Raw genomic sequence first — 12,632 nt, forward strand, 5'->3', positions numbered from 1 at the left:
CGCGATTTGATTTACAGGAGAGCCCCGATGCTGCGCACCCCCCTGACCGCCCTCGCCCTGTCGGCGGCCCTTGCCCTTCCCGCGGGGGCCGAGATGTCCGATGCCGAACGCACCGAGTTCCGGGCCGAGGTGCGCGCCTACCTGCTCGACAATCCCGAGGTCCTGATGGAGGCGATCGGCGTGCTGGAACAGCGCCAGGCCGAACAGCAGGCCATGGGCGATCAGCAGCTTCTGGCCGACAACGCCGACGCCCTCTTTAACGACGGCGCAAGCTGGGTGGGCGGCAACCCCGAGGGCGACGTGACCATCGTTGAATTCCTCGACTACCGCTGCGGCTATTGCAAACGCGCCCACCCCGAGGTGGCCGAGCTTCTGGCCCGCGACGGCAACATCCGCCTGATCGTCAAGGAATACCCGATCCTGGGCGAGGATTCGGTGACCGGCGCGCGCTTTGCCATCGCCACCAAGAAGGTCGCCGGCGATGACGCCTACCGGACGATGAACGATGCCCTCATGGCCCTGCGCGGTGACATGACGGCCGACACCCTGCGCGCCCTGGCCGATGAAAATGGCCTGGATGGCGATGCCATCATCGCCGCCATGTCCGACCCCGAGGTCAACCGCATCATCGCCGCCAACCGCGCCCTGGGTCAGCGGCTGAACATCAACGGCACGCCCAGCTTCGTCTTCGGCGATCAGATGGTGCGCGGCTATGTGCCGCTCGACACCATGGAACAGATCGTGAAATCCCTGCGCGAGGGATGATCGCCCTGCGCGCGCTCGGGGCGGAAGATGCCGCCCTGGTCGCCGAGCTCCAGTCCGATTGCGCCGACTACATCGCGCTTGAAACCGGCCAGGCGCCCGGCCCGGCCCATGTGGCCGGGTTTTTCGATGATGCCCCGCCGGGCCTTTCCGCCGACCAGATCTTCGCCATGGCGATCTGCGAAGGCGAAAGACCCATCGGCCTGCTGAACTGGTCGCAGGGCTATCCCGAAACCACCGACGCCTATATCGGCCTGCTCATGCTCGTGCCCACGGCAAGGGGGCGCGGCATCGGTGGCGAAGTGCTGTCACAGGTGATCCGGGCGGCCCGAAACCGTCACTGCACCCGCCTGCTGCTCTGCGTCTTTCGCGACAACCCCGCGGCCCTGCGATTCTGGCAGGCGCACGGGTTCCGCCACCGCCAGACGACCCCGCCCGCCACGTTCGGTGCAAGAACCCACATCCGCGACGAACTCAGCCGCGCGATCTAGCCGCCCGGCCCCTCATCTTTGGTCCTTCAAATATCCCCGCCGGAGGCTCCCGCACCTTCAACCCGCGCGAGCGGCGAAGGGGCGCGCCTACTCCGCCGCCTTGACCTCGGCCAGGCCCGCCTCGATCGCCTCGGCGCGCTTTTCCACCTGTTCGACGATGTGGTCTATCATCTGGTCGTTGTTCATCTTGTGGCTCTGCTTGCCCGCCAGATACACCATCCCCGACCCGGCGCCGCCGCCGGTGAAGCCGACGTCGGTCATCAGCGCCTCGCCGGGGCCGTTGACCACGCAGCCGATGATGCTCAGGCTCATGGGCGTCTTGATATGCTCCAGCCGCTTTTCCAGCGCCTCGACCGTCTTGATCACGTCGAACCCCTGTCGCGCGCAGGACGGGCAGGAAATGATGTTTACCCCCCGGTGGCGCAGGCCCAGCGATTTCAGGATCTCGAAGCCCACCTTCACCTCTTCCACCGGGTCGGCGGAAAGGGACACGCGGATCGTGTCGCCAATGCCCATCCACAAGAGGTTGCCAAGGCCGATGGCCGATTTGATCGTCCCGCTCATCAACCCGCCGGCCTCGGTGATGCCAAGGTGGATCGGCGCGTCGGTGGCTTCGGCCAGTTGTTGATAGGCGGCGGCCGCCATGAAGACATCCGAGGCCTTGCAACTGATCTTGAACTCGTGAAAATCGTTGTCCTGCAAGATCTTGATGTGGTCCAGCCCGGATTCCACCATGGCATCGGGGCAAGGCTCGCCGTATTTCTCCAGCAGGTGCCGCTCCAGCGATCCGGCGTTCACGCCGATGCGGATCGAACAATTGTGATCGCGGGCGGCGCGGATCACTTCCTTCACCCGCTTTTCATCGCCGATGTTGCCGGGGTTGATCCGCAGGCAGGCGGCGCCCGCCTCGGCGGCCTCGATCCCGCGCTTGTAGTGGAAATGGATGTCGGCAACGATGGGCACCGGGCTTTCGCGCACGATCTCCTTCAGGGCCTTGGCGCTGTCCTCATCGGGCACGGAAATCCGCACGATGTCGGCCCCCACCTCAGCCGCTGCCTGCACCTGCGCGATGGTGGCGCGCACGTCGGTTGTCAGGGTGTTGGTCATGGTCTGCACCGAAATCGGCGCATCGCCCCCCACCGGCACATTGCCCACCATGATCTGGCGGGATTTGCGGCGGTAGATGTTGCGCCACGGGCGAACGTGATTCAGCGACATGGGGAGGCCCTTTTGTCTTACGGTTTCAGGCCCTCAGATAGGACAAGGCGGCGCGCAGGGCAACGCCGCGAGCGGGATCGTGATTGGGACTAGTCTTCGACCGGCGCCAGAAGCGACGCGTCAGCCACCACGGTTGCCAGGTCGCTGTCCTTTTCCAGGTCGGCGACATCGTATTTGTCGCGCAGCGATTCTGCCGCAAGGCTGAGGTTCTTGGTCACCTGCCCCGACCGGCCCGCCGGGCCATAGGTCTCGCCGTTCAGGGCGAAATAGATCGCGCCGGATTCGCCGGTGAGAAGCGTAGCCGCCTCTTCCGTCTTGGGCAGGACGAAGCGGTCGCCCTTGTTCATGATGTTTTCATAGATCACGGTGCCGTCGGCGGCCCGCACGCGCACCCAGCTGTCGCGCACCGCGAACATCACCACTTCGGGCACGTTGTCGGCCACCACGCGCACGGTTTCCTGTTCGGCGGCCGGGGCTTCGCGCCCATCGGTGCCGATGACCGTTCCGGCCAGGGGCGCGGTGACGGCCGAAATCTCGACCTCGCGCCGGGTCAGCGCGGTGTCCGAGGCGATGGCCCCGCCTGCACGCGGATCAAGCGTTGCGATGGGGGCATCCCGCGCCACCATCACCGGCACATCCAGCGCCTGGGGGCGATAGATCCGGTCAAAGCCATCGGCATCGCGCGGTTCGATTCCGGCAACGGCATCGGCGCCCACCGGCATATCGGCCCCGGCCCCCATGAGCGGATCAAGCTCTGACACGACTCCGGGCGCCTGGTCGACCGGCACGAATTCGACCTTCTGCATTTCGTTCAGGAAGGAATAGCCGCCATAGCCCAGCCCGCAGATCAGCGCGAGAAGCACCGCGCTTGACCCGATGGCGCCGGGCTCAAGTCGCGACAGAAGGCCCGGCGTGGGCGGCGTGAACAGCGCCGAGGATTCGGCGAAGGGATCGCGGCGCCCCCCACGGTCGGGAGTGCGGGGTTCGGCCCGCTTGGACGAGGCCGCCGACGACATGCCGTGCGCGGTTTCAAACCCGCCTTCGGCGCAGAAAGCCTTGTAGGCCCACTCGGGGTCAAGCCCCAGGTAACGGGCATAGGAACGAACGTAGCCGGCGATGAACCCGGGGGTTTCGAACGCCGAGGGATCGGCGTTCTCGATGGCTGCGATGTAGGTGGCCTTGATCTTCAGTTCGCGCTGAACGTCCAGCAGGGACTTGCCCAAGGTGGCCCGTTCGCCGCGCATGACGTCCCCGAGCCGCAAGTCGAAATCGTCAAAGCTCCGCGGCTTTTCAACGTCTTCCACAACCTCGGGTGCCCGAAAACGTCGGATCATTCTGCCCACCAACCTGTCACTGCCCCATGTCCCCAACTCCTCACGATTCGTCTCGTGGGATGATTTGCAGGGAAGGTAACATAGGGTTGTTCACGTTGCACATGCAGAATGCGGTCAAAACCTTGAAATCGGCGTTTTCCAGCGCAAAACCGGGCGCTTGGCGCTGTTTCCGAAGGCAAAACGAACCGTCGCTGCCCACCTGCGCCGGCCCCCCGGACCATCGGCGCGCCTCCCGCGGCGCGCCGCCATTTTCGGCAAAACCTTTTCAAGCCGGATATTTACGAACCGTAATTCATCCGGAGAATCAAGGCGTGTCGCATCATTCCGCGATGGCAATGGTGCAATCGCGCGCGCCCTTGGCCTTTTTGTTACACTCGCTGCGGGCCACTTCACCGGCGCCCTGGCCCCGGGCCAGCGCCCATTCGCCCGTCGCGGGCGAGATCGCCAGGGCCTTGGGCCCCGCGCCCTCCCACGATGTGCGGAAGCCCGCCGTCGCATCCACCGAAAGCTGGAGCGGCCTTGCCGCATGGCCCGCGGGGCGGATATGCGCCGCGATCACGCAGCGCGCGCTGCCGGGCTTGCGGGCCTTGTCGCAGGCCGCACGCGCCGCGGCCTCGGCCGGGGGAATGGCGTGATAGTTGGCGGCGGCCAGGGTTGGTTCGGCCATCAGGCCCTCGTCGGGGGAAATGGCCACGGCACCATAGTATTTCTGCTGCTTGGCGATCTCGCCCAGCACCAGCTTGTCCTGTTCGGACAGCATCGGCAGGTTGAAGACCGTGACCGAAACGCCGCTGGTGGAAAACAGCATGTCGTCGGCAATGGCGCCGTCCACGGTCTGGGCGGCGGCGGGGGATGCAAGGCCCGCGATCAGGGCGATCGGCAGAAGGCGGTTGAGGCGCATGGGATAATCTCCGTCTCGTAAACTGTTGGCATGGATAGTAGTGCGCGCCCCCGCCCCTGACCACCCCGCGGCGCTGGACAGTGGCGGCCCGGCTGATACTGTCGCCCCGACATTCCTTTCGACCGGAGCCGCAAGATGACCCTGGACGCCGTCCTTTCCCGCATCGACGAAGACCTGCCCCAGGCGACCGACCGCCTGATCCAACTGCTGAAGATTCAGTCGATCTCGACCGATCCGGCCTACAAGGCCGAATGCGACCGCGCCGCCGACTGGCTGGTCGAGGATCTGCGCAGCCTCGGGGTGGACGCGGGCAAGCGGGCGACGCCGGGCCACCCGATGGTGGTGGGCCATCACGGCGGCGAGGGCCGGCACCTGATGTTCTATGGTCACTACGACGTGCAGCCGGTCGACCCCCTGAACCTGTGGGACCGCGACCCATTCGATCCGCAGATCGAGGACACCCCCAACGGCAAGGTGATCCGCGGGCGCGGCGCCAGTGACGACAAGGGCCAGCTGATGACCTTCGTCGAGGCCTGCCGCGCCTGGAAGGCGGTGCATGGCACCCTGCCCGGCCATCTGACCTTCTTCTTCGAGGGCGAAGAGGAATCGGGCTCGCCCTCGCTGGTGCCATTCCTGAAAGAGAACGCCGATGAATTGCGCGCCGACGTGGCGCTGATCTGCGACACGGGCCTCTTCGGCGACGACACGCCGGCCATCGTCACCATGCTGCGCGGGTTGCTTGGCGAGGAGCTGACGATCACCGGGCCGTCGAAAGACCTGCACTCGGGGCTTTACGGCGGGCCGTCCATCAACCCGGTCCGGGTGCTGAGCCGCATCATCGCCGGGCTGCACGACGACACCGGGCGCATCACCGTGCCCGGCTTCTATGACGGGGTGCCCGAACTGCCCGGCCAGTTGCGCAGCCAGTGGGACAACCTGAACTTCGATCATTCCGCCTTCCTGGGCGGCGTCGGCCTGTCGACCCCGGCGGGCGAACAGGACCGCACGCCGCTGGAAATGCTCTGGTCGCGCCCGACCTGCGAGGTGAACGGCATCTGGGGCGGCTACCAGGGCGACGGATTCAAGACGGTGCTGCCCGCGCAGGCCCATGCGAAGATCAGCTTCCGCCTGGTGGGCACCCAGGACCCGCACGAGATTCGCAAGAACTTCCGCAAGATGGTCGAGGACCAGCTGCCGCCGGATTGCTCGGTGGAATGGAAGGCGCACGGGGCCTCGCCCGCCAGCCAGATGAGCATCGAGAACCCGGCCTTCGACCTGGCGCGCCACGCGCTGTCGCCCGAATGGCCCAAGCCCGCCGCCTATATCGGCGGCGGCGGGTCGATCCCGATTGCCGGATATTTCAAGTCGATCCTCGACACGGATTCCATGCTCATCGGCTTTGCCAAGGCCGACGACCAGATCCATTCGCCCAACGAGAAATACGACCTGAGCAGTTTTCACCGGGGCATCCGCAGCTGGGCGCGGGTGCTGGACGCCCTCACCCGCTGACCCCTGCGCTCATCGCTCCCTTCCGGTCGCTCTTCGCGAGAAGCGACCGGCAGGGAGCACCGAGCGCCCCCCCACAGGAGCTACCATGGCCGCACAGAAGATCATCATCGACACCGACCCCGGCCAGGACGACGCCGTGGCCATCCTGCTGGCCCTGGCCAGCCCCGAAGACATCGAGGTTCTGGGCATCACCGCCGTGGCGGGCAACGTGCCCCTGGAGCTGACCCAGAAGAACGCGCGCATCGTCTGTGAACTGGCCGGGCGAACCGATATCCCGGTCTTTGCCGGCTGTGATCGCCCCATGAACCGCCCGCTTGTCACCGCCGAGCATGTCCACGGCAAGACCGGGCTGGACGGCCCCACCCTGCCCGACCCGCAGATGCCCCTCCAGGACAGGCACGCCGTCGATTTCATCATCGACACCCTGCGCGCCGAACCGGAGGGCACGGTCACGCTCTGCCCCCTCGGCCCGCTTACCAACATCGCCACGGCGCTGCGCAAGGCCCCCGATATTGCCGCGCGCATCCGGCGGATCGTCCTGATGGGCGGCGCCTATTTCGAGGTGGGCAACATCACCCCGGCGGCCGAATTCAACATCTACGTCGATCCCGAGGCGGCCGATGTGGTGTTCCGCTCCGGGATCGAGCTGGTGGTGATGCCGCTGGACGTGACCCATCGAGCCCTTGTCACCGGGCCGCGCAATGCCGCGATCCGCGCCATCGGAACGCCGGTGGCCGAAGCGGTGGCCGACATGACCGACTTTTTCGAGCGGTTCGACAAGGCGAAATACGGTTCTGACGGCGCGCCCCTGCACGACCCCTGCGTCACCGCCTGGCTGATCGCGCCCGACCTTTTCACCGGACGCCACATCAACGTCGAGATCGAGACGACCTCGCCCCTGACCCTGGGCATGACGGTGGCCGACTGGTGGGGGGTCACCGACCGCCCGAAGAACGCCACCTTCATCGGCGACCTTGATTCCGACCGCTTCTTCGCCCTCCTGACCGAACGCCTGGCCCGTTTGTGAGCGTCACCCTGCGCATCGCCACCCCCGAGGACCGCGACCGGGCGATGGCGCTTGCCAGCGCCTTTCACCTTGAGGAGGGCCGGTCGTCCGAAGGCCTGGAGGATGCGCTGGACGCCTTGCTGGCGGGGGTGCCCAACGCGGTCTTTTACCTGATCGGCCCGCCGAAATCGCCCGTGGGATATGCCCTTGTGTCCTTCGGCTATGCCCTGGACCTTGGCGGCCCCACCGCCACCATCGCCGAGCTGTTCATCCGCCCGCCGGTGCGCGGGCGCGGCATGGGCGGCGAGGCGGTGGCCGCCCTGGCCAAGGCCCTGTCGCGCCATGGCATCCGCGCGCTGCACATCGACGCCGCAGCCGCCAACCCCCGCGCCAGCGTCTTCTGCCGCCGCCTGGGGTTTGCGGTGCGCGACAGCCACACGGTGATGACCCGCGCCCTGTGATCCGGCAGCGCGGGCCGAGGGGGCCAGAGCCTCCGGCGGGGATATTTGCGGACCAAAGATGCAGGGGTCACTGGCAATCGCCGGCCCCTGTGCTTAGGTCTTGGCGATGGAATGGAATTTCGACAACAGTTATGCGCGGCTGCCCGACCGGTTCTTCACCCGGATGGCCCCCACCCCCGTTGCCCGGCCCGGCCTTGTGCGGCTGAACCGGAGCCTTGCGGGCGACCTTGGCCTTGATCCCGAAGCCCTGAGCACGCCCGCGGGCGTGGCGGTTCTGGCGGGGAACGCGGTGCCCGAGGGGGCGGCGCCCCTGGCGCAGGTCTATGCCGGGCACCAGTTCGGCGGTTGGTCGCCGCAGCTGGGGGACGGGCGCGCGCTTTTGCTGGGGGAATTGACCGGGCCCTTCGGGCGGGTCGACCTTCAGTTGAAGGGATCGGGGCCGACGCCCTATTCCCGGTCGGGCGACGGGCGCGCCTGGCTTGGGCCAGTGCTGCGCGAATATATCGTCAGCGAGGCGATGCATGCCCTTGGCCTGCCCACCACCCGCGCCCTGGCCGCCGTCACCACCGGCGAGGCGGTGATCCGCGAGCGACGCTATCCCGGCGCGGTTCTGACCCGTGTTGCGAAAAGCCATATCCGCGTCGGCACCTTCCAGTATTTCGCCGCCCGCCAGGACACCGAGGCGCTGGCCGCGCTGACCGACCACGTGATCGCGCGGCACTATCCCGGGGCCGAGGGGCCGCTGGGCCTGTTGAATGCCGTTGTCGACGCCCAGGCGGCGCTGATCGCCGGGTGGATGTCTGTCGGCTTCGTGCACGGCGTGATGAACACCGACAACATGAGCGTGGCGGGCGAGACGATCGACTATGGGCCCTGTGCCTTTCTGGATGCCTATCACCCCGACACCGCCTTTTCCTCGATCGACCAGTTCGGGCGCTATGCCTACAGCCGCCAGCCCGACATCGCCGTCTGGAACCTGGCGCAACTGGCCACCTCGCTGTTGCCGCTGATGGGGGAACGCGAAGCCGCCATTGCCCGCGCGACCGAGGCGGTGCACCGCTTTCCCGAGGTGTTCGGGCGGCACTGGCTGGCGCTGTTTCGCGCCAAGCTGGGGCTGGCCACGCCGCAGGAGGATGACGGCGATCTGATTCAGGCGCTGCTGGACCGCATGGCCCATGGGCAGGCGGATTTCACCAATACCTTTCGCCGGTTGGGCCGCCCCGAGGCGCGCGAACAGTTTACCGACCCCGCAGCCCATGACACCTGGGCCGAGGTCTGGCAGGCGCGCCTTGCGCAGGAGGGAACGAGCATCGCCGAGGCGCGCGCCCGTATCGAGCGGGCAAACCCCGCGATCATCCCGCGCAATCACCGGGTGGAACAGGCCATTGCCGCCGCGCTGGGGGACGATTTCGCGCCCTTCCATCGCCTGACCGAGGCCTTGCAGCAGCCCTTCACCGAGAACAAGGAACTTGACCGCCCCCCCGCACAGGGCGAGGCCGTCACGCAGACTTTCTGCGGAACCTGAAGCCCCCCGCCGGCCGGTTGATCAGGGCCAGACCGCAGACCACCAGGGCCAGCGCCGCGAAAAGTGGCAGGCCCAGCGGTTCGTCCAGAAGCGCCCAGCCCATGAAGGCCCCGAAGACCGGCGCAAGAAAGCCGAAGGCCGCCACCTGCCCCGCCCGATACTGGCCCAGCAGCCAGAGCCACATGAGGAACCCGGCGGTGGCCACCACGACGATCTGAAAGCCCATACCGATGACGTGGATCGGGGCCAATGCGCGCAGCAAGGGGCCGAAGGCGGGCGCCGCGACAAGCAGAACAACCGCGGAAATCACCGTCTGCCACAAAAGCTGCATCTCGGGGCGGACACCCTGCATGCCCCGGGCGCGCGCGGCCAACGCGATGCCCGCCCAGCACAGCGCGGCGGCCAGGGCGCAGAGATCGCCGACAAGCGAGGATTCACCTCCCGGCGCCCGGCTGCTCAGTGCCAGGACGACGCCCGCGAAGGCCAGCGCCAGACCGGCAAGCTTGAGCCGCGACAACCTTTCGCCCGGCAAGAGGAAATGCGCCGCCAGCGTCAGCCAGACCGGCATCGTGTAGAAGATTACCGAGGTGCGGGTCACCGTCGTCAGGTCGAGGGCGGTGAAGAGGAAGACGAATTCAAGGCTGAAGAACATCCCCAGCGCCAGCCCCGCGCGAACCGAGCCGGGGGCGATTTGCACCGCGATTCCGCGCCAGCGCATCCAAGCCAGCAGGCAAAGCGTTGCCCCCAGCGAACGTATCCCGGCGGCGAAGACCGGTTGCAGGCCGTCGTTCGTCACCTTGATGACCACCTGGTTGAAGGCCAGCAGAAGCGAAAAGCCGATCAGCCAGGCCGCCCCGAAGGCATCCATGTTCCTGCGTTCATCCATGGCGCCACAAGGGCGCGGTGGCGCGGGGGTGTCAAGGGCGCGGGGCGCAGACGAAAATGCCCGCCGCTCCGGTACGGAGGGCGGGCATCTTCATGGTGTCGCCGGATACGTCAGTCGGTGACGGTGACCGATTTCATCACGTCGGGCTTGCCGCTGACGGCGCCCGACTGGCCCGATCCGCGCTTGATCTGGTCAACCACGTCCATGCCGCCGGTGACCTGGCCTACCACGGTGTACTGACCGTTCAGGTGGGTTGCCGGTGCGAACATGATGAAGAACTGAGAATTGGCGCTGTCGGGGTCGGCGGCGCGGGCCATGCCCACCACACCGCGTTCAAAGGCCTTGTCCGAGAATTCGGCCTTCAGGTCGGGCTTGTCGGCGCCGCCGGTGCCCGCGCGGCGCAGATCGCCCCCCACCTTGCCGAATTGCACATCGCCCGTCTGGGCCATGAAACCGTCGATCACGCGGTGGAACACCACGTTGTCATAGGCTCCGGCGCGGGCCAGTTCGGTGATCCGCGCAACGTGGCCCGGGGCCACGTCTTCGAACAGGTCGATGGTGACGGTGCCGTTGGCCTGGCCCGCGACCTCGATCTTCAGGCCCGTGGCCGCGGCGGGGGCCGCCGCCAGGACGGCCAGTGCCAGGGAAAGTGCGAATTTACGCATCTGCTGCAACCTTCATGCTGATCATGCGATCGGGCTGTGCCGGGGGTTCGCCACGGGTGATGGCGTCCACGTGCTCCATCCCGTCGATGACGCGACCATACACGGTATATTGCCCGTTGAGGAAGTTGTTGTCGGAAAAGTTGATGAAGAACTGCGAATTCGCGCTGTTGGGGTTCGACGAACGGGCCGCGCCGATGGTGCCGCGATCGTGGGGCAGCTTCGAGAATTCGGCCGGAAGATCGGGCAGGTCCGAACCGCCGGTGCCAGCCGAACGCAGGTTGAAGTTCTTTTCCATGTTGCCGTTGGCCACATCGCCCGTCTGGGCCATGAAGCCGTCGATCACGCGGTGGAAGGCCACGTTGTCATAGGCGCCGCTGCGGGCGAGTTCCTTCATCCGCGCGACGTGCTTGGGGGCGACATCAGGCAGGAGTTCGATGGTGACGGTGCCACCCTTCAGTTCCAGCAGGATGGTGTTTTCGGGGTCTTTGATCTCGGCCATGAGGGGCTCCTTCACTCTTGCTGACCGGTATCTAATGCACGCGGGGCCCCGGGAAAAGGTGAAACAGGCCCATGGCAGTTGACGATCACGCGACAGGACGCAACAAGGGGGCAACATCCCGCAAAGGAGCCGCCACCATGGCCTGGAACACCCTCGACGACATGGATCTTGCCGGCAAGATCGTCCTCACCCGCGTGGACATCAACGTGCCGATGAAGGACGGGCAAGTGACCGACGCCACCCGCATCGAACGGATCGTGCCCACGGTGCGCGCCATTCTCGACATGGGGGGCAAGCCGGTGCTGATGGCCCACTATGGCCGCCCCAAGGGCCAGGTGGTGCCCGACATGTCGCTGGAACCGCTGGTGCCCGCCCTGGAAGAGGCACTGGGCGTTCCGGTGACATTCGCGCGCGATTGCATCGGCGCGCCCGCCAAGACGGCGGTGGGCGATCTGCAACCGGGGCAGGTTCTGCTGCTGGAGAACACCCGTTTCCACCCCGGCGAGGAAAAGAACGACGCCAAGTTCGCCGCCTCGCTGGCCGCACTGGGCGAAGTCTATTGCAACGATGCCTTTTCCGCCGCCCACCGCGCCCATGGCAGCACCGAGGGTATTGCCCGGCTGCTGCCCGCCTGCGCGGGGCGCGGCATGGCCGCCGAACTGGGCGCGCTGGAACAGGCGCTTGGCCAGCCGCGCCGCCCGGTGGTGGCCGTGGTGGGCGGTGCCAAGGTTTCCACCAAGCTTGACCTGCTGGCCAACCTCGTGCGCAAGGTCGATCACCTGGTGATCGGCGGCGGCATGGCCAACACCTTTCTGGCCGCGCAGGGCATCGACGTCGGCAAATCCCTGGCCGAACATGACATGACCGCCACCGCCCGCGACATCCTGGCCAAGGCGGACGAAGCCTCGTGCGAGATCATCCTGCCCAGCGACATCGTGGTGGCGCGTGAATTCAAGGCCGGCGCCGAAAACGAAACCCTGGCCGCCGATGCCTGCCCCGCCGATGCGATGATCCTGGATGCCGGGCCGCAGACGGTGGAGCGCATCACCGCCACCTTCGCGGCCTGCAAGACGCTGATCTGGAACGGCCCGCTGGGTGCCTTCGAAATCGCGCCCTTCGATACCGCCACCAATGCCGCCGCGGCCCGCGCCGCCGCGCTGACCGCCGATGGCACGCTGATCTCGGTCGCGGGGGGGGGCGATACCGTCTCGGCGCTGAACAAGGCCGGGGCGGCGAGCGATTTCACCTATATCTCGACCGCCGGTGGCGCTTTCCTGGAATGGATGGAGGGCAAGACCCTGCCGGGGGTCGCCGCGCTTTCCACCTGACCGGCGAAAAAGGTCACGCAGCCCGGACTTGATTTTCGGGGCGGCAG

The 12,632-nt window shown here is 66.8% G+C and carries 13 protein-coding genes; 7 read left to right on the forward strand and 6 right to left on the reverse strand.

Annotation, left to right across the window (positions count from 1 at the left end; all coding sequences use genetic code 11):
- The first annotated feature begins 27 nt into the window (after positions 1 to 27).
- Both H7828_RS10465 and H7828_RS10470 read left to right on the forward strand, forming a co-directional pair.
- A complete protein-coding gene (locus H7828_RS10465) occupies positions 28 to 765 on the forward strand; it encodes a DsbA family protein (RefSeq protein WP_226780971.1) in 738 nt (245 codons plus the stop codon).
- Complete coding sequence (locus tag H7828_RS10470; protein ID WP_226780972.1) at positions 762 to 1,253, forward strand: GNAT family N-acetyltransferase; 492 nt, start codon at positions 762 to 764, stop codon at positions 1,251 to 1,253. The genes H7828_RS10465 and H7828_RS10470 overlap by 4 nt, the downstream gene beginning before the upstream one ends.
- A gap of 87 nt (positions 1,254 to 1,340) precedes the next feature.
- On the opposite strand, the gene ispG is transcribed toward H7828_RS10470, so the two are convergent.
- The 3 genes from ispG to H7828_RS10485 all read right to left on the reverse strand — a co-directional run bounded on the left by ispG (position 1,341) and on the right by H7828_RS10485 (position 4,706).
- Positions 1,341 to 2,471: a flavodoxin-dependent (E)-4-hydroxy-3-methylbut-2-enyl-diphosphate synthase gene (gene ispG, locus H7828_RS10475; RefSeq protein WP_226780973.1), complete on the reverse strand. Its 1,131-nt coding sequence runs from the start codon at positions 2,469 to 2,471 to the stop codon at positions 1,341 to 1,343.
- Positions 2,472 to 2,560: 89 nt separating this feature from the next.
- Positions 2,561 to 3,805, reverse strand: a complete 1,245-nt coding sequence (locus tag H7828_RS10480) for a helix-turn-helix domain-containing protein (RefSeq protein WP_226780974.1) — start codon at positions 3,803 to 3,805, stop codon at positions 2,561 to 2,563.
- A gap of 319 nt (positions 3,806 to 4,124) precedes the next feature.
- On the reverse strand, positions 4,125 to 4,706 hold the full coding sequence (locus H7828_RS10485; protein ID WP_226780975.1) for a 5-aminolevulic acid synthase: 582 nt from the start codon (positions 4,704 to 4,706) through the stop codon (positions 4,125 to 4,127).
- 135 nt (positions 4,707 to 4,841) lie between these two features.
- On the opposite strand from H7828_RS10485, the gene H7828_RS10490 reads away from it, so the two are divergent.
- The 4 genes from H7828_RS10490 to H7828_RS10505 all read left to right on the forward strand — a co-directional run bounded on the left by H7828_RS10490 (position 4,842) and on the right by H7828_RS10505 (position 9,207).
- Positions 4,842 to 6,215 (forward strand): M20/M25/M40 family metallo-hydrolase, encoded by a 1,374-nt coding sequence (locus H7828_RS10490; protein ID WP_226780976.1) that lies wholly within the window; start codon positions 4,842 to 4,844, stop codon positions 6,213 to 6,215.
- A gap of 85 nt (positions 6,216 to 6,300) precedes the next feature.
- The gene (locus tag H7828_RS10495) at positions 6,301 to 7,242 is read left to right on the forward strand and encodes a nucleoside hydrolase (RefSeq protein ID WP_226780977.1); all 942 of its coding nucleotides are present in this window, start codon (positions 6,301 to 6,303) and stop codon (positions 7,240 to 7,242) included.
- Complete coding sequence (locus H7828_RS10500; RefSeq protein ID WP_226780978.1) at positions 7,239 to 7,682, forward strand: GNAT family N-acetyltransferase; 444 nt, start codon at positions 7,239 to 7,241, stop codon at positions 7,680 to 7,682. Before H7828_RS10495 ends, H7828_RS10500 begins: the two co-directional genes overlap by 4 nt.
- Before the next feature lie 106 nt (positions 7,683 to 7,788).
- Positions 7,789 to 9,207 (forward strand): protein adenylyltransferase SelO, encoded by a 1,419-nt coding sequence (locus tag H7828_RS10505; RefSeq protein ID WP_226780979.1) that lies wholly within the window; start codon positions 7,789 to 7,791, stop codon positions 9,205 to 9,207.
- On the opposite strand, the gene H7828_RS10510 is transcribed toward H7828_RS10505, so the two are convergent.
- The 3 genes from H7828_RS10510 to H7828_RS10520 all read right to left on the reverse strand — a co-directional run bounded on the left by H7828_RS10510 (position 9,182) and on the right by H7828_RS10520 (position 11,257).
- A complete protein-coding gene (locus H7828_RS10510; protein ID WP_226780980.1) occupies positions 9,182 to 10,093 on the reverse strand; it encodes a DMT family transporter in 912 nt (303 codons plus the stop codon). The genes H7828_RS10505 and H7828_RS10510 overlap by 26 nt on opposite strands.
- A 110-nt stretch (positions 10,094 to 10,203) precedes the next feature.
- On the reverse strand, positions 10,204 to 10,758 hold the full coding sequence (locus H7828_RS10515) for a peptidylprolyl isomerase (protein ID WP_226780981.1): 555 nt from the start codon (positions 10,756 to 10,758) through the stop codon (positions 10,204 to 10,206).
- Positions 10,751 to 11,257, reverse strand: a complete 507-nt coding sequence (locus H7828_RS10520; RefSeq protein ID WP_226780982.1) for a peptidylprolyl isomerase — start codon at positions 11,255 to 11,257, stop codon at positions 10,751 to 10,753. The genes H7828_RS10515 and H7828_RS10520 overlap by 8 nt, the downstream gene beginning before the upstream one ends.
- A 137-nt stretch (positions 11,258 to 11,394) precedes the next feature.
- Here H7828_RS10520 and H7828_RS10525 point away from each other — a divergent pair, with 137 nt between their 5' ends.
- Positions 11,395 to 12,585, forward strand: a complete 1,191-nt coding sequence (locus H7828_RS10525; RefSeq protein WP_226780983.1) for a phosphoglycerate kinase — start codon at positions 11,395 to 11,397, stop codon at positions 12,583 to 12,585.
- Positions 12,586 to 12,632 lie beyond the last annotated feature (47 nt).

The sequence above is a fragment of the Oceaniglobus trochenteri genome (genome assembly GCF_020529025.1).
GTDB classification, from domain to species: domain Bacteria; phylum Pseudomonadota; class Alphaproteobacteria; order Rhodobacterales; family Rhodobacteraceae; genus Oceaniglobus; species Oceaniglobus trochenteri.